16 protein-coding genes are annotated in these 19,655 nt (G+C 64.6%); 3 read left to right on the top strand and 13 right to left on the bottom strand.

What is annotated here, in order from left to right; genetic code table 11:
- Positions 1–222: 222 nt before the first annotated feature.
- The 3 genes from betA to betI form a co-directional block, all read right to left on the bottom strand.
- Positions 223–1,926, bottom strand: a complete 1,704-nt coding sequence (gene betA / locus KVG96_RS26700; RefSeq protein ID WP_217894683.1) for a choline dehydrogenase — start codon at positions 1,924–1,926, stop codon at positions 223–225.
- 130 nt (positions 1,927–2,056) lie between these two features.
- Entirely contained in the window at positions 2,057–3,529 is a 1,473-nt protein-coding gene (gene betB / locus KVG96_RS26705; protein ID WP_217894684.1) for a betaine-aldehyde dehydrogenase, read from the bottom strand.
- 48 nt (positions 3,530–3,577) lie between these two features.
- Positions 3,578–4,198 carry a transcriptional regulator BetI gene (betI, locus tag KVG96_RS26710; RefSeq protein WP_217894685.1) on the bottom strand — a complete coding sequence of 207 codons (621 nt, stop codon included), beginning with the start codon at positions 4,196–4,198 and terminating at the stop codon, positions 3,578–3,580.
- Between the two features lie 482 nt (positions 4,199–4,680).
- Between betI and KVG96_RS26715 the strand changes: the two genes are divergently transcribed.
- Positions 4,681–6,621, top strand: coding sequence for a BCCT family transporter (locus KVG96_RS26715; RefSeq protein WP_437180536.1), 1,941 nt, complete (start codon positions 4,681–4,683; stop codon positions 6,619–6,621).
- 300 nt (positions 6,622–6,921) lie between these two features.
- Here the strand turns inward: KVG96_RS26715 and choV are convergent, their stop codons facing one another.
- The 3 genes from choV to KVG96_RS26735 all read right to left on the bottom strand — a co-directional run bounded on the left by choV (position 6,922) and on the right by KVG96_RS26735 (position 9,970).
- On the bottom strand, positions 6,922–8,100 hold the full coding sequence (choV, locus tag KVG96_RS26725) for a choline ABC transporter ATP-binding protein (protein WP_085655833.1): 1,179 nt from the start codon (positions 8,098–8,100) through the stop codon (positions 6,922–6,924).
- On the bottom strand, positions 8,097–8,942 hold the full coding sequence (gene choW, locus KVG96_RS26730; protein WP_217894687.1) for a choline ABC transporter permease subunit: 846 nt from the start codon (positions 8,940–8,942) through the stop codon (positions 8,097–8,099). Before choW ends, choV begins: the two co-directional genes overlap by 4 nt.
- 77 nt (positions 8,943–9,019) lie before the next feature.
- Positions 9,020–9,970 (bottom strand): choline ABC transporter substrate-binding protein, encoded by a 951-nt coding sequence (locus KVG96_RS26735; RefSeq protein ID WP_217894688.1) that lies wholly within the window; start codon positions 9,968–9,970, stop codon positions 9,020–9,022.
- 435 nt (positions 9,971–10,405) lie between these two features.
- Between KVG96_RS26735 and KVG96_RS26740 the strand changes: the two genes are divergently transcribed.
- Together KVG96_RS26740 and gbdR are read left to right on the top strand one after the other, a co-directional pair.
- Positions 10,406–11,782: an L-serine ammonia-lyase gene (locus KVG96_RS26740; protein ID WP_217894689.1), complete on the top strand. Its 1,377-nt coding sequence runs from the start codon at positions 10,406–10,408 to the stop codon at positions 11,780–11,782.
- A 678-nt stretch (positions 11,783–12,460) separates the two neighbouring features.
- Entirely contained in the window at positions 12,461–13,564 is a 1,104-nt protein-coding gene (gene gbdR / locus KVG96_RS26745; protein WP_085580681.1) for a choline metabolism transcriptional regulator GbdR, read from the top strand.
- Here gbdR and aac(6') read toward each other — a convergent pair whose 3' ends face one another.
- The 7 genes from aac(6') to choX form a co-directional block, all read right to left on the bottom strand.
- The gene (gene aac(6') / locus KVG96_RS26750) at positions 13,565–14,011 is read right to left on the bottom strand and encodes an aminoglycoside 6'-N-acetyltransferase (protein ID WP_217894690.1); all 447 of its coding nucleotides are present in this window, start codon (positions 14,009–14,011) and stop codon (positions 13,565–13,567) included.
- Between the two features lie 53 nt (positions 14,012–14,064).
- Positions 14,065–14,328: a hypothetical protein gene (locus KVG96_RS26755; protein ID WP_217894691.1), complete on the bottom strand. Its 264-nt coding sequence runs from the start codon at positions 14,326–14,328 to the stop codon at positions 14,065–14,067.
- A gap of 385 nt (positions 14,329–14,713) precedes the next feature.
- Entirely contained in the window at positions 14,714–15,877 is a 1,164-nt protein-coding gene (locus KVG96_RS26760; protein ID WP_217894692.1) for a gamma-butyrobetaine dioxygenase, read from the bottom strand.
- A gap of 24 nt (positions 15,878–15,901) precedes the next feature.
- Complete coding sequence (locus tag KVG96_RS26765; protein WP_217894693.1) at positions 15,902–16,378, bottom strand: thioesterase family protein; 477 nt, start codon at positions 16,376–16,378, stop codon at positions 15,902–15,904.
- A gap of 140 nt (positions 16,379–16,518) precedes the next feature.
- Positions 16,519–17,484 (bottom strand): L-carnitine dehydrogenase, encoded by a 966-nt coding sequence (locus KVG96_RS26770; RefSeq protein ID WP_085630008.1) that lies wholly within the window; start codon positions 17,482–17,484, stop codon positions 16,519–16,521.
- Positions 17,485–17,624: 140 nt separating this feature from the next.
- Positions 17,625–18,512 (bottom strand): 3-dehydrocarnitine:acetyl-CoA trimethylamine transferase CdhC, encoded by an 888-nt coding sequence (gene cdhC / locus KVG96_RS26775; RefSeq protein WP_217894694.1) that lies wholly within the window; start codon positions 18,510–18,512, stop codon positions 17,625–17,627.
- A 75-nt stretch (positions 18,513–18,587) separates the two neighbouring features.
- Positions 18,588–19,532: a choline ABC transporter substrate-binding protein gene (gene choX, locus KVG96_RS26780; RefSeq protein WP_217894695.1), complete on the bottom strand. Its 945-nt coding sequence runs from the start codon at positions 19,530–19,532 to the stop codon at positions 18,588–18,590.
- Positions 19,533–19,655 lie beyond the last annotated feature (123 nt).

Consider the following 19,655-nt stretch of genomic DNA (forward strand, 5'->3'; position numbering starts at 1 on the left):
AATGGGGCGAGGCCTAGAGTAGGCCTGCGTGGGGGTAGGATCAAGTGAAGAGGGGGAGTAGGAAGGTTTACTGTACAGCGGGGAGATCGGGGTCGAATGTCAGGGCCTCATCGCTGGCGAGCCAGCTCCCACAGGTCTTTGGGTGAACACACAATGTGTGAACGACATAAGACTCTGTGGGAGCTGGCTTGCCAGCGATCAGCCGTGACGCGGTGCTACGGCTTACTGCGCAACAGCGCCCACTTCACGCAGCGGCTTGCCTTTGACCGGCGCATCGCCGGCCACGTAGTAGGCGGCCTTGCTGCGCGGCAGCGGCTGACGGCCACGGATCTTGTCGGCGATTTTCTCGGCCATCATGATCGTCGGCGCGTTCAGGTTGCCGGTGGTGATGATCGGCATGATCGAGGCGTCGACCACGCGCAGGCCCTGCATGCCGTGCACGCGACCCTGGCCGTCGACCACCGCCATGTCGTCGGTGCCCATCTTGCACGAGCAGGACGGGTGGAACGCGGTTTCGGCGTGCTCGCGGATGAACTTGTCCAGCTCTTCATCGGTTTGCACTTCGATGCCCGGGCTGATTTCGCGGCCGCGGAAGGCGTCCAGCGCAGGTTGCTGCATGATTTCGCGGGTCAGGCGGATGCCGTCGCGAAATTCCTGCCAGTCCTGCTCGGTGGCCATGTAGTTGAACAGGATGCTCGGGTGCTGGCGCGGATCCTTGGACTTGAGCTGGATGCGGCCGCGGCTCGGCGAGCGCATGGAACCCATGTGCGCCTGGAAGCCGTGCTCCTGCACGCCGTTGCTGCCGTTGTAATTGATCGCCACCGGCAGGAAGTGGTACTGGATGTTCGGCCAGGCGAACTCAGGACGGGTGCGGATGAAGCCGCCGGCCTCGAACTGGTTGCTGGCGCCGATGCCGGTGCCGTTGAACAGCCACTCGGCACCGATGGCCGGCTGGTTGTGCCACAGCAGCGACGGGTACAGGGACACCGGCTGGGTGCAGGCGAACTGCAGGTACAGCTCCAGGTGGTCCTGCAGGTTTTCGCCGACGCCCGGCAGGTCGTGGACCACCGGAATGTCGAGGCTTTCCAGCAGCTTCGCAGGGCCTACGCCGGAACGCTGCAGCAGTTGCGGCGAGGCGATGGCGCCGGAGCAGACGATGACTTCCTTGCGCGCCTTGGCTTCGACGCGCTCTTCGGCGGAGCCGACCAGGTAACGCACGCCGACCGCACGCTTGCCTTCGAACAGCACTTTGTCGGTCAGGGCGTGGGTGACGATGGTCAGGGTCGAGCGCTTCTTGGCGGTGTCCAGGTAGCCGCGGGCGGTGGAAGACCGGCGGCCTTTCGGCGTCACGGTGCGGTCCATCGGGCCGAAGCCTTCCTGCTGGTAGCCGTTCAGGTCTTCGGTGCGCGGGTAGCCGGCCTGCACGCCGGCTTCGACCATGGCGTGGAACAGCGGGTTGTTGCCGGCCTTCGGCGTGGTCACGCTGACCGGGCCTTCGCCGCCGTGGTAGTCGTTCGGGCCGATGTCGCGGGTTTCCGCCTTGCGGAAATACGGCAGGCAGTCCAGGTAGGACCAGTCCTCAAGGCCTGGCAATTGCGCCCAGCCGTCGTAGTCCATCGCGTTGCCGCGGATGTAGCACATGCCGTTGATCAGCGACGAGCCGCCCAGGCCCTTGCCGCGGCCGCATTCCATCCGGCGGCCGTCCATGAACGGCTCGGGATCGGTTTCGTAGGCCCAGTTGTAGCGGCGGCCCTGCAGCGGGAAGGCCAGCGCGGCCGGCATCTGGGTACGGAAGTCGAGACGGTAGTCCGGGCCGCCGGCTTCGAGCAGCAGGACGGTGACGCCTTCGTCTTCGGTCAGGCGGGTGGCCAGGGTGTTACCGGCCGAACCGGCACCGACGATGATGTAATCGAATACTTGGGACATAGGTCCTCCTTTAGAGCTGCAAGCTCTGAGCTTCAAGCTGCAAGAAAAAGCAGCGAGCGGTATTTCCGGGGAGAAGCGGCAAACACAAACTGCTTTTACTTGCAGCTTGAGGCTTGCCGCTTGAGGCTCATCAGAAGACTGATGCGTAATCGCCCAGCTCGACCTGTACCGATTTGATGCGCGTGTAGTTGGTCAGCGAGCTGATGCCGTTCTCGCGGCCGACGCCCGACTGCTTGTAGCCGCCGACCGGCATCTTCGCGTCGGATTCGCCCCAGGCGTTGATCCAGCAGATGCCCGCTTCCAGCTGATGAATCACGCGGTGGGCGCGGTTCAGGTCGCGGGTGACGATGCCGGCGGCCAGGCCGAAGTCGGTGTCGTTGGCGCGGCGGATCACTTCTTCTTCGGTTTCGTAGGTCAGGATCGCCATGACCGGGCCGAAGATCTCTTCGCGCACGATGGTCATGTCGTCGGTGCAGTCGGTGAACACGGTCGGTGCCACGAAGGCGCCCTTGGCGAATTCGCCGTCGGTCATGCGCTCGCCGCCGCACAGCACGCGTGCGCCTTCTTCCTTGCCCTTGGCGATGTAGCCCAGCACGCTTTCCATGTGGGCGAAGCTGACCAGCGGGCCGAAGTTGGTGTTTTCGTCTTCAGGGTTGCCGACGCGGATGCGGGCCACGCGCTCGACGATCTTGGCTTCGAAGGCCGCTTTCAGGTGGCTCGGCACGAACACGCGGGTGCCGTTGGTGCAGACCTGACCGGAGCTGTAGAAGTTGGCCATCATGGCGGTGTCGGCGGCGCGGTCCAGGTCGGCGTCGTCGCAGATGATCAGCGGGGACTTGCCGCCCAGTTCCATGGTCACGTCCTTCAGGGACGAGGCCGAGGCGCTGGCCATGACTTTCTTGCCGGTGTCGGTGCCGCCGGTGAAGGAGACTTTCTCGATGCGCGGGTGCTCGGTCAGCCAGGTGCCGACTTCGCGGCCGCTGCCGGTCAGGACGTTGAACACGCCGTTCGGCAGGCCGGCTTCGGTGTAGATCTCGGCCAGTTTCAGGGTGGTCAGCGAGGTGACTTCGCTCGGCTTGAAGATCATCGCGTTGCCGGCGGCCAGGGCCGGGGCCGATTTCCACAGGGCGATCTGGATCGGGTAGTTCCACGCGCCGATGCCGGCGACCACGCCCAGCGGCTCGCGGCGGGTGTAGACGAAGGAGGTGTCGCGCAGCGGGATCTGCTCGCCTTCGATGGCCGGCACCAGGCCTGCGTAGTATTCCAGCACGTCGGCGCCGGTGACGATGTCGACGTACTTGGTTTCGGAGTAGGCCTTGCCGGTGTCCAGGGTTTCCAGCGCGGCCAGCTCATCGTTGCGCTCGCGCAGGATGTCGACGGCGCGGCGCAGGATGCGCGAACGCTCCATGGCGGTCATCGAGGCCCAGATCTTCTGGCCCTTTTCGGCGCTGACCACAGCGCGCTCCACGTCTTCCTTGGTGGCGCGCTGCACGTGGGCGAGGACTTCGCCGTTAGCCGGGTTGATGGCTTCGAAGGTGGCATCGCTGCCGGCGTCGGAGTACGCGCCATCGATGTAGAGTTTTTGCAGTTCGAAACGGGCCATAAAGTCCTCGCAAGTGCATAAGTGGTTGGCTGCCGCCATGACGGCGGTTCAGGGGCCGAGCGTTTTCTGTGTGCTCTGGCTCGCCTGCTTGGCCAGTTGGAAGTCCATGTATTCGTAAGCGATCCGTTGCGCCTGCTCGGTGTCGAAAGCGTCTCCCGACAGCGCGCCGCGCAACCACAAGCCGTCGATCAACGCTGCCAGCCCGCGTGCGGCGTTGCGCGCCTCTTCGAGCGGCAACACGCGGCGGAACTCGCAGCACAGGTTGGAATACAGACGGTGATCGTTGATCCGCTGCAACCTGTGCAAAGACGGCTGGTGCATGCTGGTGGCCCAGAAGGCCAGCCAGGTTTTCATTGCCGGGCCATTGACCTGGCTGGCGTCGAAGTTGCCTTCGATGATCACCTGCAGATGAGCCCGGGGGCTGTTGTCTGCCAGCGCCTGACGGCGCGCGGTGACGCTCTCGCTGAGGGCGGTCATCAGATACCGCATCGTGGCGGCGATCAGGCCGTTCTTGTCCTGAAAGTAGTGACTGATGATGCCGTTCGAGACACCGGCCAAACGGGCGATCAGCGCAATGCTGGCGTCCCCCATCCCGACCTGGTCGACGGCCTGCAATGTGGCTTCGATCAGTTGTTGGCGGCGGATGGGTTGCATACCGACCTTGGGCATCTTGCACATCTCCTTAGGCCTTCCGGCAGCCGCGCAACGGCTGTCGGATCGAGGGCCAGTCTATTTTGTTTTGATTGAACGTTCAATCAACAAAGAATAAGATCTGCGACAAATCGTCGCTGCCTACAGGTTTTTCCTACGTGTAAATGGCGATAAACCGACATCCGAAAATGCTCGAAACCTGCGTGGGGCAAGGCGCGGTTCGGCGTTCGATGGACGTGTTGAATGGGCAAGACGCTTGCGGCCAGGTTTCGGATGAACGTCCGGATCGTGGTCACGACGGCGATTCGCGGTGCCATCTCTGCAGGTTCGGGCTTTTTTCGGGGTGTCTTTATATCACCCGCCGGTCGGCTGCCAACTAACCGATTGGTCGGGTTCCGTGTTGCCTTGTGTTCTTCTCTCGCACTGCCTGGAGCATTTGTGCCATGAGTTCTGCCTCGCTAATAAAGACCCCGCCCGAGAAGGTGACGGTCAACGGTTGGGTGTTCTACACCTCGACCGCGCTGATCCTGCTGTTGACCGCCATCCTGATCGCCGCCCCGCAAGAGGCGGGCAGGATGCTCGGTGTGGCCCAGGCCTGGCTGTCCCGCAGCTTCGGCTGGTACTACATGGTGGTGATCGCCGCCTATCTGGTGTTCGTGGTGGGGCTGGCTTTTTCGTCCTACGGCAAGCTCAAGCTGGGCAGCAAGGACGATACCCCAGACTTCAGCTACGGCGCCTGGGCGGGCATGCTGTTTTCGTCGGGCATCGGCATCTCGCTGCTGTACTTCGGCGCCTCCGAGCCGCTGGACCACTACTTCAACCCGCCGGAGGGCGCTTCGGCCACCAACCTGGCCGCGCGTCAGGCGGTGCAGCTGACGTTCCTGCACTGGGGCCTGCACGGCTGGGCGATCTATGCCCTGGTCGGCCTGGCCGTGGCGTACTTCGCTTACCGTCACAACCAGCCGCTGGCCTTGCGTTCGGCGCTGTACCCGCTGGTCGGCGAGCGTTGGGTCAAGGGCGGCGCCGGTCACGCGGTGGACGGCTTCGGCATGTTCGTGACCCTGCTGGGCCTGGTGACCAACCTGGGCATCGGTTCGCTGCAAGTGGCGTCGGGCCTGGAAAACCTGTTCGGCATGGAGCACAGCAACACCAACCTGCTGATCGTGATCATCGTGATGAGCACCGTGGCGACCATCGCTGCCGTGTCCGGTGTGGAGAACGGCATTCGCCGCCTGTCCAACCTCAACATCATGCTGTTCAGCGGCCTGCTGATCTTCGTGCTGCTGTTCGGCCCGACCCTGCACCTGCTCAACGGCTTCGTGCAGAACATCGGCGACTACCTCAACGGCGTGGTGCTCAAGACCTTCGACCTCTATGTGTATGAAGGCGACAACGCCAAGTCCGACCGCTGGCTGGGCCTGTGGACCCTGTTCTACTGGGCCTGGTGGATCTCCTGGGCGCCATTCGTGGGCATGTTCATCGCGCGTATCTCCCGTGGCCGCACCGTGCGTGAGCTGGTGGCCGGCGTGCTGTTGATTCCGCTGGGCTTCACCCTGGCGTGGCTGTCGATCTTCGGCAACTCGGCGCTGGACCTGGTGATGAACCAGGGCGCGGTGGAATTGGGCAAGACGGCGCTGGAACAGCCGTCGATGGCGATCTATCAGTTGCTTGAGCATTACCCGGCGTCGAAGGTCGTGATCGGTGTGTCGATCTTCGTCGGCTTCGTGCTGTTCCTGACCCCGGCCGACTCCGGCGCGGTGATGATGGCCAACCTTTCGTGCAAGGGCGGCAACGTCGACGAAGACGCCCCGCACTGGCTGCGGATCTTCTGGTCGGTCGTGATCACCCTGGTGACCATCGGCCTGCTGTTCGCCGGCAACTTCGAAGCCATGCAGACCATGGTGGTGCTGGCCGGCCTGCCGTTCTCGGTGGTGCTGGTGTTCTTCATGTTCGGCCTGCACAAGGCAATGCGTTCGGACGTGCAGATCGAGCAGGAGCAAGCGGAGCTGGCGGCCCGTGGCCGTCGTGGCTTCAGCGAGCGCCTGACCCAGCTGGACCTGCAGCCGAGCCAGTCGGTGGTTCAGCGTTTCATGGACAAGCACGTCACCCCGGCGCTGGATGACGCCGCCGCGCAGCTGCGCGCCCAGGGCCTGGACGTGCAGACCCTGCTGGGCAAGTCCAAGCGTTGCATGGGCGTGCGCGTCGAGATGGAAGAGGGCAACCCTTTCGTCTACGAAGTGAGCCTGGACGGCTACCTGGCGACCCCGACCGAATCGGCCCAGTCCGACGAGGCGCGCCAGCGTTACTACCGTGCCGAGGTGTACCTGCACAACGGCAGCCAGGACTACGACCTGATGGGCTTCACCCAGGACCAGATCACGCGGGATGTGCTTGATCAGTTCGAAAGCCATCGGCAGTTGTTGGGCCGGGTGTATAGCTAAGCGGTAAGCAACAAGCGGTAAGCGGTAAGCGGGGCGGTGTTCCGTTCTGGGAGACCGCGCCGGCTTCATCGCCAGCAGGCTGGCTCCCACAGGGGAATGTGGGGCTGGCTTGTTGGGCAAGGAGGCTTAGGCCCTCACCGCAGAAGTGCAGAAACAAAGACGCCGCGATTGATTCGCGGCGTCTTTGCGTCTGGAGGTCATGCCTCTGCGAGCGATCCGACAAGCGCCCTCGCCACAGCCACATTCCCTGCACCAACAAAAACGCCGCGATGATTCGCGGCGTTTTCGTGTCTGTTGCCTTTACCCCAGGTTCTTGCCGAGCAGCGCGTGGTACAGCTCGCTGTCGCCGAGGATCCCCACCACGTGGTTGTTGTCGTGCAGCACCAGTTTGTTGCCGGTCTGGTAGCGGATCTGCAGCGCTTCGCGCATGCCGATGTTGGAGTCCACCAGGGTCGGGCGGCGGTCGAGGGCTTCCACGGCCTGGCCCGGCACCCAGTTCTGCAGGTCGAGGGCCGAGCCGTTCTTGCGTGCGCCCTTTATGGTGTTGCCTTCGGCCAGGTCCAGCCACGAGTCGCCGCCCGGATCCAGGCACACCGAACCGTTGATGCGCTTGCAGTTGTCCAGGGTGCGCATCAGGCTGCGGCCGCACAGCACGTTCAGTGGGTTGGTGTGGGCGACGAAGGTGCGCACGTAGTCGTCCGCCGGGTTCAGCACGATCTCCTCCGGCACGCTGTACTGGATGATCCGGCCGTCCTTCATGATCGCGATGCGGCTGCCCAGCTTCAGCGCCTCGTCGAGGTCGTGGCTGACGAACACGATGGTCTTGCTCAGCTTGCGCTGCAGTTCCAGCAGTTCGTCCTGCAGGCCCTGGCGGATCAGCGGGTCGAGGGCCGAGAACGGTTCGTCCATCAGCAGGATGTCGGCGTCCATCGCCAGCGCACGGGCCAGGCCGACCCGTTGCTGCATGCCGCCGGAGAGTTCGTCCGGCTTCTTGTTGCGCCACTGGGTCAGACCCACCAGCTCAAGCTTGTCGTCCACCAGCTTGCGCCGTTCCTTCTCCGGACGGCCCTGCATCTCCAGGCCGAAGCTGATGTTTTCGCGCACCGTCAGCCAGGGCATCAGGGCGAACTTCTGGAACACCATGGCGATGCGCTTGGTGCGCATCATTTTCAGTTCGGCGGGGGTGCAGGAGGCGATGTCGATCTGCTTGCCTTCATGCTCGACGAACAGCTTGCCGCGGCTCACGGTGTTGAGGCCGTTGATGCAGCGCAAAAGGCTCGACTTGCCGGAGCCGGACAGCCCCATCAGCACGCAGATCTCGCCTTTGTTGATGTCCAGGCTGGCCTTTTCCACACCGACGATCTGGCCGGTCTTCTTCAGGATCTCGTTGCGGGTCATGCCCTGGTCGAGCAGCTTGAGCGCCTCGCGCGGGTCCTTGGAGAAGATAACGTCGACGTTATCGAAACGAATAATGCTCATGCATCACCCCCTACTTTGCCTTCGGGCTGTTTGCAGATCCGGTCGAGCATGATCGCCAGCAGTACGATCGCCAGGCCCGCTTCGAAGCCCAGGGCGATATCGGCAGTGTTCAGTGCGTTGACCACCGGTTTGCCGAGTCCGTCGGCGCCCACCAGTGCCGCGATCACCACCATCGACAGCGACAGCATGATGCACTGGGTGATGCCGGCCGCGATGCTCGGCATGGCGTGGGGCAGTTCGATCCGTGACAGCAGTTGGCGACGCGAGCAGCCGAAGGCCTTGCCGGCGTCCATCAGTTCTTGCGGGACATCGCGGATGCCCAGGTAGGTCAGGCGGATCGGCGCGGCGATGGCGAACACCACGGTGGAGATCAGGCCCGGCACCACACCCAGCCCGAAGAGGGTCAGGGTAGGAATGAGGTAAACGAAGGTCGGTACGGTCTGCATCAGATCGAGCACCGGACGCATTAAAGTGTAGAACATCGGCTTGTGCGCCGCGACGATGCCCAGCGGCACGCCGATGACCACGCAGACCAGGGTCGCGAACATGACCTGGGCGAGGGTTTCCATGGTTTCCTGCCAGTAGCCCAGGTTGAGGATCAGCAGGAAGGAGGCGACCACGAACGCGGTCAGGCCCCACTTGCGCTGGATGTAGTGGGCCAGCAGGGCGATGAGGGCGATCAGCGCCAGCGGGTTGAACCAGGTCAGCGCAAACGTCACGCCGTGGATCATCGTTTCCAGGGTCGCGGCGATGGCGTCGAAGGTGCTGGCGCCGTGTTGCGTCAGCCATTCGACGAAGCCTGCGATGTACTGGCCTAAAGGGATTTTCTGATCAATCAGCATGGTAGTGAACGTCCGCATGCAAGGAAATAAACAGCCCGGACGGCGTACGCCGCCCGGCATAAGCGATGCTCCTTAATTCAAGGCTGATTCAGCTTGGCTTTCACGGCCTCCAGGCCAGGTTTACCGTCAGTGGTGGTCACGCCAGCGAGCCAGGTATCGAGCACCTGTGGATTCTTTTTCAGCCAGGCCTTGGCGGCCGCTTCAGGCTTCATTTTGTCGTCCAGGATGTTGCCCATCAGTTCGCTTTCCATGTCGACGGTGAACTCCAGGTTCTTCAGCAGCTGGCCGACGTTGCCGCACTCTTCGACATAGCCCTTGCGGGTGTTGGTCGCCACGGTGGCGGCGCCGAAGTCGGGGCCGAAGAATTCGTCCCCGCCGGTCAGGTATTGAATCTTGAAGCGCTTGTTCATCGGGTGCGGCGCCCAGCCGAGGAACACCACGGCGGTGTCGCGCTTCTGCGCGCGGTCGACCTGGGACAGCATGCCCGCCTCGCTGGATTCCACGACCTTGAAGCCGGCGTCCTTCAGGCCGAAGGCGTTCTTGTCGATCATGCTCTGGATCAGGCGGTTGCCGTCGTTGCCCGGTTCGATGCCGTAGATCTTGCCGTCCAGTTCCTTCTTGAACTTGGCGATGTCGGCGAAGTCGTGCAGGCCCTTGTCGTACAGGGCCTGAGGCACGGCGAGGGTGTATTTGGCGCCCTTGAGGTTGGTGCGCACCGTCTCGACGGTGCCGGCATCGCGGTAGGCCTTGATGTCGTTTTCCATGGTCGGCATCCAGTTGCCCAGGAACACGTCCATGTTCTTGCCGTCGGCCAGGGACTTGTAGGTCACCGGCACGGAGATCATGGTGGTCTTGGTCTTGTAGCCGAGGGCGTTGAGCACGACGCTGGTGGTCGCGGTGGTTGCGGTGATGTCGGTCCAGCCGACATCGGAGAAGTTCACGGTGCTGCATTGCGCCGGTTCGGCGGCCTGAGCCAGCAGCGGAAGACTCAGCATGGCGGCCAACAACAACGACGGGGAACCTTTCATGAATGGACTCCTTGGTGTTTTTTTCGGCAGTGTTCCGATTGGACCACCGCACTTATGGATTGCGGTTGGGTGGCGTTCTGAAAACAGCTCTACCGCGGCGCCTTTCAATCGAGTCATAACGATCATGTACCAGTGAAAATCTGACGCCTACAGGGTGCGTCGTATCCAGTACAGGGATGGTCGCATCCAGTGTCGGTGACGTCGTTTACAGCTTTTTTCGGCCCTTTCGGCGTGTCTGAACCGCAGAAAAACGGCGCAGGAACGGGCGTGAAGCGGTACGGCGTTGGTGGACATGAGTGCGTCGGTGCCAGACGCCGGGCGCGCCGGGAAAAGCCTGATGATGCGGGCATCCCGGCGGAACGCAGCTTGAGCGTAGCAGCTCCGCCAGCGGGCGTTCCGCGCCCCGAACCGGCATCCTTGAGGAGCTTCGCAGCAATGGCTATCAGCGTTTTCGACCTGTTCAAGATCGGCATCGGCCCGTCCAGTTCCCACACCGTCGGCCCGATGCGCGCCGCGGCCCTGTTCGTCGGCTCGCTGCGCGACAGGCACCTGCTGGAACAGGTGCGTCGCGTCGAGGTGCAGCTGTACGGTTCGCTGTCGGCCACCGGCATCGGTCACGGCAGCGACAATGCGGTGATCATGGGGCTGATGGGCGAGTGGCCGGACGCGATCGACCCGTCGCTGATCGGCCCGCGGATCCAGGCCCTGCGCGAAACCCACACGCTATTGCTCGACGGACGGCTGTCGGTGCCATTTATATGGGCACGGGACATGCGCCTGATCGACGAGAACCTGCCGTTCCACCCCAACGCCATGACCCTGGTCGCCGAAGGCGATCACGGCGAACTGTTCCGCGACACCTACTACTCGGTCGGCGGCGGGTTCGTGGTGGACGCGGCGCAGGCGGCCAGCGGCGTGGCGGACCTGGACCGGACGGTGCTGCCTTACGATTTCTCCAGCGCGGTGGAGCTGCTGGAGCTGTGCAAGAAACACAACCTGCGGGTGGCCGATCTGATGATGGCCAACGAAAAGGCCTGGCGCAGCGAAGAGGAAATCCGCGCCGGCCTGATGAAGCTCTGGCAGGCGATGCAGGATTGCGTCGAGCACGGCCTGAAGCACGAAGGCATCCTGCCCGGCGGCCTCAACGTGCGCCGGCGCGCGGCCAAGCTGCACCGCAGCCTGCAGGAACTGAACAAACCCAACGTGATCGGTTCGACCCTCAGCGCCATGGAGTGGGTCAACCTCTATGCGCTGGCGGTCAACGAAGAGAATGCCGCCGGCGGGCGCATGGTGACGGCGCCGACCAACGGCGCGGCGGGGATCGTTCCGGCGGTGCTGCACTATTTCATGAAGTTCAGCGAAGCGGTGACCGATGCCAATGTCGTCGACTACTTCCTGGGGGCGGCGGCGGTGGGCATCCTGTGCAAGAAGAACGCGTCGATCTCCGGTGCCGAAGTCGGCTGCCAGGGCGAGGTCGGCTCGGCTTGCGCGATGGCGGCGGCGGGCCTGGCCGAAGTGCTGGGCGCCACGCCGGAGCAGTTGTGCAACGCGGCGGAGATCGGCCTGGAGCACAACCTGGGCCTGACGTGCGACCCGGTGGGCGGGCTGGTGCAGGTGCCGTGCATCGAGCGCAACGCCATCGCGGCGGTCAAGGCGATCAACGCGGCGCAGATGGCGCTGCGGGGCGACGGGCAGCATTTCATCTCACTGGACCGGGTGATCCGCACCATGCGCGACACCGGTGCGGACATGCACGACAAATATAAGGAAACCTCGCGGGGTGGGTTGGCGGTCAGCGCGGTCGAGTGCTGAAACCGCGTCGCCCCCATCGCTGGCAAGCCAGCTCCCACAGTGATTTGGGCGAATGCAGGATGTGCGAACAACCCAAAGAAGTGTGAGCAGACAGGTCAGCTCCCACAGTGATTTGGGTGAATGCAGGATGTGCGAACAACCCAAAGAAGTGGGAGCCAGACAGGTCCGCTCCCACAGTGAATTGGCTGTACACAGGATTTGTGAACGACCGAAGAACCTGTGGGAGCTGGCTTGCCAGCGATAGCGTCAGACCAGTCAAAACTGCGCACCCAGTGAGCACCGGCCGCCAAACGCGCCACCTTTTGGCGCGTCGCAATCAGACAAGAACCATTCCCGTCCGGGCGGCGCCGTGCGTGCCCGTGACCGTCCGTCCGCCGTGCCATGGGTGACACTGCGCCGCAGCGGCCCCCAGGCCAGTTCCCACAAGTGCTACCGATTTGCTCACACCCTGCGGGGCAGCGCTTTCACCGCCGCTGATGGCACTTCACATGACCTTTCGTCCGGCGTCTTGAATAGACGCTCCGCGACGTCGTTTTCAGGAGTTATTGAACGCGCATTCAATTTCAGGCACGGCAATTGCTCTGTCATAACAAAGCCCCGTCTCGCGCAAGAGAACGACGGCAATAACAAGAGCCTCCGCCTGAGGCCATCACCCGCTTTGTGTGAGGAGATACCGCGATGACGTCGTTCAACTCCGGGGCTCAACCCCAGAACCGTGCGCCTCAATCCATCGGCTTCCTGCTGCTGGACAATTTCACGCTGATTTCCCTGGCTTCCGCGGTCGAACCGCTGCGTATGGCCAACCAGTTGTCCGGACGCGAACTGTACCGCTGGACCACCCTCACCGTAGACGGCGGCCAGGTCTGGGCCAGCGACGGCCTGCAGATCACCCCCGACGCCTCCATGCACAAAGCCCCGCCGATGGACACCGTGATCGTCTGCGGCGGCATCGGCATCCAGCGCACCGTGACCCGTGAACACGTCTCCTGGCTGCAGGGCCAGGCGCGCCAGTCGCGCCGCCTCGGCGCCGTGTGCACCGGCAGCTGGGCCCTGGCCTGCGCCGGCCTGCTCGACGGCTTCGACTGCAGCGTGCACTGGGAATGCCTGGCGGCGATGCAGGAAGCCTTCCCGCGCGTGGCCATGAGCACCCGCCTGTTCACCCTCGACCGCAACCGTTTCACCAGCTCCGGCGGCACCGCGCCGCTGGACATGATGCTGCACCTGATCAGCCGCGACCACGGCCGCGAACTGTCCGCCGCGATCTCGGAAATGTTCGTCTACGAGCGTATCCGCAACGAGCAGGATCACCAGCGCGTGCCGCTCAAGCACATGCTCGGCACCAACCAGCCGAAGCTGCAGGAAATCGTCGCACTGATGGAAGCCAACCTGGAGGAGCCGATCGACCTCGACGAGCTGGCGGTGTACGTCTCGGTGTCCCGGCGTCAGCTGGAGCGCCTGTTCCAGAAGTACCTGCACTGCTCGCCGTCGCGCTACTACCTCAAGCTGCGCCTGATCCGCGCCCGGCAACTGCTCAAGCAGACGCCGATGTCGATCATCGAGGTGGCGTCGGTCTGCGGGTTCGTGTCCACGCCGCACTTCTCCAAGTGCTACCGCGAGTACTTCGGCATTCCGCCGCGGGACGAGCGCGTAGGCTCCAACACCGCCCAGCAGGTGGCGATGCTGCCGCTGCCGCAGGCCATCGTGATGTCGCCGCTGTCGGGGCCGCTGTCGGCGCTGAGCCAGGCGCGCAACGAATCGACGTTCGCCAGCGTGAGGCTCTGATCAGAGCGGGCGCTTGAAGTACACGACGCGCTCGGTTTCCTCGAAGCCGAGCGCCTTGTGCGTCGCCTGGCTGACCAGGTTGTCGAGGCCGGTGTCGGAAGCCATTTCCGTGCAGCCGTTGTCGCGTCCCCATTGCGCCACCTGCTCGATCAACCGGGCGGCCACGCCGTGGCGGCGCTGCTGCGGCACCACGTAGATGCCTTCCAGATACACCACCGGCGAGCTGTCGGTGCCGTTGACGTAGTCGTTTCGCAATGAGGCCTCGGCGAGGCCGACCGGTTGTCCCTGCGCGTCATAGGCGACGAAGTTGATGTAGCGCTGCGGCGCCTTCAGCTGCTGCTCGATGTCGTCGCGGTGCTCGTGTTCCGGCGCGTGGGGCCAGAGCGCCTGGCGCAAGGGCAGCCAACCGGGTTGGCGGCTGGATCGGCAGGTCTGGATACGGAACATCGGCGCTCGCCTGTGGTGGTCATGGAGGCCACCACTCTAGCAAAGCGCGGGTGTCAGGCGCTGCGGGTCTGCTGGTACTGCGCCAGGGCCGGCAACAGTTGCTTGTCGAAGGCCTCGCGCACGGCGGGCAGGATGGTCGCGCTGCTGGTGTACATCTGCTTGACCATGGTGCGCAGGGTATTGGCCCGCACGTCGTCCAGGCCGCGCACGGCGTACTCGCAGGCCTGTTCGGCCGTGGCGCCGTAAGGCACCTCGAATCCCAATGCCTTGAGCTGGCCCAGCAGGTCTTCCTGATCAATCAAATCGGCATGCATCATGGGGCGGATCCTTCTTTGGCAACGGAGGTCGTGGCTCGATTCTGGTAGGCCTGCCGAGGCGCGGCAAGGGTGTTTTGTCGCGGTGTCCACATTGGCTATGAGCAGGTCGTTTTCGGCTAACTTGCCGGCCTAGGGAGTGGGCACACTGATCCCGGCTCGCTTCACGAAGGTTTGGTCACCCTCGCACGGCAGCTCCTCAACAGTACCCTCGCCCCGATCCTGTCACGGCTTGCATCGGGGCATTTTTTTGCCTGTAGGCCGTTATGACCGCAGTGGTTTCATCGCCGGCAGGCTGGCTCCCACAGAGACCGGCGGTGCCCACAAACGTTGTGGTCGCCCCGTCCCCTGCGGGAGCCGGCTTGCCGGCGATGAACGATGACGCGGTTCAGCGTTGCAGCACCAGAATCCGCGACAGAAGCTCGTCCCGGTCGATGTAGCAGCCCTGGAAATGCCGCGCTCCGGTGGTCGGGTCGAACGCGTTGCGCGCGTGCAGGGTGCGGCGGTTGTCGAAGCACCACAGTTCGCCCGGGTTGAGCCGCCGCAGGACCCGAAAGCGCGGTTCGCGGGTCATGGCGATGAAGCGCCGATAGGCCCGGTACAGCAGCGGCATTTGCTCCACCGACGTGTCGAACGCCCCGCGCAGGAAGTTGGCCATGCGGATCTCGGCCACGTGGCCCAAGGCGTCCAGCGCAATGATCGGCGCCAGCCGGCGGTAGTCGCTGTGGCGGTCCTTGTTGCGGAACTCCACGGGGATGTCGCACAGGGCCTGGAACGAAGCGGGGTCTTCCCGGCGCAACGCCTCGGCGATGGCGAACCCGTCGACGAAAATGCTCTCGCCGCCCTCGGCGTCGTTCACCAGGCAATGCAGGAACTGCAGCCCCGGTTGCAGCTCGCGGGTCGGCAGGTCCGTGTGCAGCGGCAGGTTGAAGGCCGTGTAGGCGTTGCTGTCGGCGTCGGCCTTGGACTGCACGTTGAACAGCACGCCGAAATTGCTCTCGCGGATGAACGAAATGCGCTGGGCGACCGCCTTCAGCGAGCCGGGTTCGGTGGGCACGCCGCGCACCTGGGTCAGGCCGATGTCGCGCACCGCCAGCAGCCAGTGCAGCAGCGCGTCGTTGTCGTTCATCAGGGCGGTGTAGTCGAACACCGGCAGTTGCAGGTCGCTGCGCCAGAGGAAAGGCCTGGGCTTGGCGGCGAGGCGTTCGGCGCGGGATTCGTCGTCGTAGGCGTGGGCCCGCAGCCAGCCGGGGTCGAAGCGGCTCAGGTGGCCGTCCTGCCAGTCGATGAGCAGGCGGCCGTCGCTGTCGATGCGGGCGGCGGCGGGCTCCAGCGAAGGCGAAGCGTCGACGATCTCGAACACCTGCTCGCGGGTGACGCTGTACACGCACTGCGGGCACGGGCAGTTGTCCCGCAGCCAAGCGTGGTGGAACGGGCTGACGCGCCCGTCGGCCCATTCGGCCAGGACACGGTCCGCCAGACGCTGCACGCCGTTCAGCGCGCTGATCAACGGATAGGTACGGAAATCGGCTACGGCGGCAACGGTGTTCATGGCGGCTCCTTGCGATGGACGGGTTTACCGGGCGGGGGGCAGGGCGATGACCCGGCCGATGTACGCCGGCGCGGGCAGGTCGGCCTGCTCCGCGACGAGGGCCTGCAGGCGCTCCAGGGTCGGCGGGCTGAACGGCGCCGAACGGGGCCCGGCGAGGTCGACGTGGAGCAGCATCTGTTCGTTGCCGGCCAGCGCCTTGTCGCCGCCGGTCAGGTGCAGGCTGTGGTAGAGGTGCAGGCGCTTCTGGTCGTGGCCGATGATCTGCGTGCGCACCTCGACGTCGGCGTCGAGCTTCACTTCGTGCAGGTAATTCAGGTGCAGTTCGAGGGTGAACAGCGACTGGCCGCTGGCTTCGCGGTTGCCGCTGTCCATGCCCAGACGGTCCATCAGGGCGTCGGTGGCGTAGCTGAAGATCAGCAGGTAAAAGGCGTCGCGCAGGTGGCCGTTGTAGTCGACCCACTCGGGGAGGATGCAGGTCTGGTAGGTGGTGAGGGCGGGCATGAGGGAACTCCACATTCGTTTTGTGACAGGCGTCTGTGTGGCGAGGGAGCTTGCTTGCGCCGGGCCGCGGAGCGGTCGCGGAACCTGGCCTGGGGCCTGCTCCGCAGTCCGGCGCAAGCAAGCTCCCTCGCCACAGGGACTTATTCGCTGAAACTCATGCCATGCTTTTGCTTGGTGGCCTTGACCGCCTCCAGCACCGCCAGCAGGCAATCGTCACGATAGCGCTCCAGCGCCGAAATGCTGTGCCGGCCCAATTGGTCGCTGGTGCCGTCCACCACGTCGTCGATCAGCTTGTCGGTCAGTTCCGGTGCCGGCAGGTAGGTCCACGGCAGCTTCAGCGCCGGGCCGAACTGCGACATGAAGTGGCGCATGCCCGCATCGCCGCCGGCCAGGGTGTACGTCAGGAAGGTGCCCATGAACGACCAGCGCAGGCCCGCGCCGAAGCGGATCGCATCGTCGATCTCGCCGGTGGTCGCCACGCCGTCGTTGACCAGGTGCAGCGCCTCGCGCCACAGCGCTTCGAGCAGGCGGTCGGCGATGAAGCCCGGCACTTCCTTGCGCACGTGCAGCGGGCGCATGCCGAGGGACTCGTAGACCTGCATCGCCGCCTGAACGGCTTCGGGCGCGGTGTTCTTGCCGCCGACCACTTCCACCAGCGGCAGCAGGTAGACCGGGTTGAACGGGTGGCCGACCACGCAGCGTTCCGGATGGGTCGAGCTCTCGTAGAACTCGCTGGGCAGCAGGCCCGAGGTGCTGGAGCCGATCAGCGCGTTGGGCTTGGCCGCTGCGCTGATCTTGCTGTGCAGCTCCAGTTTCAGCTCCAGGCGCTCCGGGGCGCTTTCCTGGATGAAGTCGGCGTCGCGCACGCATTCCTCGATGGTGGCGACGAAGCGCAGGCGGTCTTGCGAGGCGCCGGGCGCCAGGCCGTTCTTCTCCAGCGCGCCCCAGGCGTTGGCCACGCGCTTGCGCAAGGCCGCTTCGGCGCCGGGGGCCGGATCCCAGGCCACCACGTCGAGGCCGTGGGCGAGGGCGCGGGCCACCCAGCCGCTGCCGATGACACCGCTGCCCAGGGCAGCGAAGGTTTTGATGTCGGTGATAAAACTCATGGCAAATTCCTGAAGAGTTAGCAGAACCCTGTGGGAGCGGGCTTGCCCGCGATAGCGTCGGTACTACCGGAAAAATCTGTCGGTAGAAAAAACCTCATCGCGGGCAAGCCCGCTCCCACAGGGGCAGAGGTAAATTCGGGTCAGCCGCGCCGGGTCAGGCCCATTTTCTGGCGGCCCTCGGCCGGGGTCAGCACGCGGGCGCCGAGGCGGCTGAGGATTTCGGTGGCGCGTTCGACCAGTTGGCCGTTGGTCGCCAGCACGCCTTTGTCCAGCCACAGGTTGTCTTCCAGGCCGACCCGCACGTTGCCGCCCAGCAGCACCGCCTGCGCCGCCATCGGCATCTGCATGCGGCCGATGCCGAAGCCGGCCCACACCGCGTCGGCCGGCAGGTTGTCGACCATGGCCTTCATGGTGGTGGTGTCCGCCGGGGCGCCCCACGGGATGCCCAGGCACAGTTGGAACAGCGGGTTGTCGAGCAGGCCTTCCTTGATCATCTGCTTGGCGAACCACAGGTGGCCGGTGTCGAAGATCTCAAGCTCGGCCTTCACGCCCAGTTCGGTGATGCGCCTGGCGCCGGCCCGCAGCTGCGCCGGGGTGGAGACGTAAATGGTGTCGCCGTCGCCGAAGTTCAGGGTGCCGCAGTCCAGGGTGCAGATTTCCGGCAGCAGCTCTTCGACGTGGGCCAGACGGGTCAGCGGGCCCACCAGGTCGGTGTTCGGGCCGAACTCCATCGGCCGCTCGCCCGGGCCGATCTCCAGGTCGCCGCCCATGCCGGCGGTGAGGTTGACGATGATGTCGACGTCGGCCTCGCGGATGCGCTCCATCGTTTCGCGGTACAGCGCCACGTCGCGGCTGAACTTGCCGGTCTGCGGGTCGCGGACATGGCAGTGCACGACCGTGGCGCCGGCCTTGGCCGCTTCCACGGCGGCTGCGGCGATCTGTTTCGGGGTGACCGGCACGTGGGGGCTCTTGGCGGTCGTGTCGCCAGCACCGGTGAGTGCGCAGGTGATGATGACGTCGTGGTTCATGGTGCGGTTTCCTTCAGGCGTGAGGGGTCTGTCCGCAGCCCGCGGCGGGCTGCGGAACGGTTTTTCCGTTGCGGTCTATTTGCTGGTGAGCTGGAGGTTCTCGGCGGCCGGCTTGCCGTCGAAGGTCGTGACGCCTTCCAGCCAGCGCTGCTTGTCCTGCGGGTGATCCTTGAGCCACTGCTTCGCCGATTCGAAGGCGTCCTTGTGGTCGAGCAGCGGCTGCATCATGCGGCTCTCGTCTTCGGCGCTGAACGTCAGGTTGCTCAGCAGGCGGCTGACGTTCGGGCACTGCTCGGCGTACTTCGGCGCGGTGACGGTCCAGACGGTGGCCATGCCTTCGTTCGGGCCCAGGGCGTCGTCGCTGCCGGTCAGGTAGGTCATCTGCACGTTGACGTTCATCGGGTGCGGCGCCCAGCCGAAGAACACCACGGCCTCCTTGCGGCGCACGGCGCGATCCACGGCGGCGAGCATGCCGGCCTCGCTGGACTCCACCAGCTGGAACTTGCCCAGGCCGAACTGGTTCTTGGCGATCATCGCCTTGATCTGGGTGTTGGCGCCGGAGCCCGGTTCGATGCCGTAGATCTTGCCGCCCAGCTCTTTCTCGAACCTGGCGATGTCGGCGAAGGTCTTCAGGCCCTTGTCGGCCAGGTAGGTCGGCACGGCGAGGGTGGCGCGGGCGTCCTTCAGGCTCGGTTCGGCGAGGACCTTGACCTGGTTAGCGTCGACGAACGGGGTGATGGTCTGGGTCATCAGCGGGTTCCAGTAGCCGAGGAACAGGTCCAGGCGCTGGTCGCGGATCCCGGCGAAGACGATCTGCTGGGACGCGCTGGTCTGCTTGGTGCTGTAGCCGAGGCCGTCGAGCAGCACCTGGGCCATGGCGCTGGTGGCGATCACGTCGGTCCAGTTGACCACGCCCATGCGCACGTTCTGGCACGCGGCGGGCTCGGCCGCCATGACGCCGGTGCTCAACAGGGCGGTGGCGCTGAGTGAAAGGACGCAGCGGCTGATCAGTCGTTTCATGTCGGGTTCCTCGGCAGGTCGTTATTGTGGGGCCCGGTGTCTGTTGCGCCGGTGATGCCAAAACTACGCAGCAACGCGGCGGCGAAAACGCACTGCGGCGACCGACTCTTGCACTGCAGCGAC

Origin of the sequence: Pseudomonas ekonensis, from assembly GCF_019145435.1 — a bacterium.
Classification (GTDB): Bacteria; Pseudomonadota; Gammaproteobacteria; order Pseudomonadales; family Pseudomonadaceae; genus Aquipseudomonas; species Aquipseudomonas ekonensis.

Coding starts and splice junctions, on each gene's coding strand:
- choW (WP_217894687.1), bottom strand. CDS start 8,942: ATGCTGATTGATCAGAAAATCCCTTTAGGCCAGTACATCGCAGGCTTC.
- betA (WP_217894683.1), bottom strand. CDS start 1,926: ATGTCCCAAGTATTCGATTACATCATCGTCGGTGCCGGTTCGGCCGGT.
- choV (WP_085655833.1), bottom strand. CDS start 8,100: ATGAGCATTATTCGTTTCGATAACGTCGACGTTATCTTCTCCAAGGAC.
- KVG96_RS26760 (WP_217894692.1), bottom strand. CDS start 15,877: ATGAACACCGTTGCCGCCGTAGCCGATTTCCGTACCTATCCGTTGATC.
- choX (WP_217894695.1), bottom strand. CDS start 19,532: ATGAAACGACTGATCAGCCGCTGCGTCCTTTCACTCAGCGCCACCGCC.
- betB (WP_217894684.1), bottom strand. CDS start 3,529: ATGGCCCGTTTCGAACTGCAAAAACTCTACATCGATGGCGCGTACTCC.
- gbdR (WP_085580681.1), top strand. CDS start 12,461: ATGACGTCGTTCAACTCCGGGGCTCAACCCCAGAACCGTGCGCCTCAA.
- betI (WP_217894685.1), bottom strand. CDS start 4,198: ATGCCCAAGGTCGGTATGCAACCCATCCGCCGCCAACAACTGATCGAA.
- KVG96_RS26765 (WP_217894693.1), bottom strand. CDS start 16,378: ATGCCCGCCCTCACCACCTACCAGACCTGCATCCTCCCCGAGTGGGTC.
- KVG96_RS26740 (WP_217894689.1), top strand. CDS start 10,406: ATGGCTATCAGCGTTTTCGACCTGTTCAAGATCGGCATCGGCCCGTCC.
- KVG96_RS26770 (WP_085630008.1), bottom strand. CDS start 17,484: ATGAGTTTTATCACCGACATCAAAACCTTCGCTGCCCTGGGCAGCGGT.
- cdhC (WP_217894694.1), bottom strand. CDS start 18,512: ATGAACCACGACGTCATCATCACCTGCGCACTCACCGGTGCTGGCGAC.
- KVG96_RS26735 (WP_217894688.1), bottom strand. CDS start 9,970: ATGAAAGGTTCCCCGTCGTTGTTGTTGGCCGCCATGCTGAGTCTTCCG.
- KVG96_RS26755 (WP_217894691.1), bottom strand. CDS start 14,328: ATGATGCATGCCGATTTGATTGATCAGGAAGACCTGCTGGGCCAGCTC.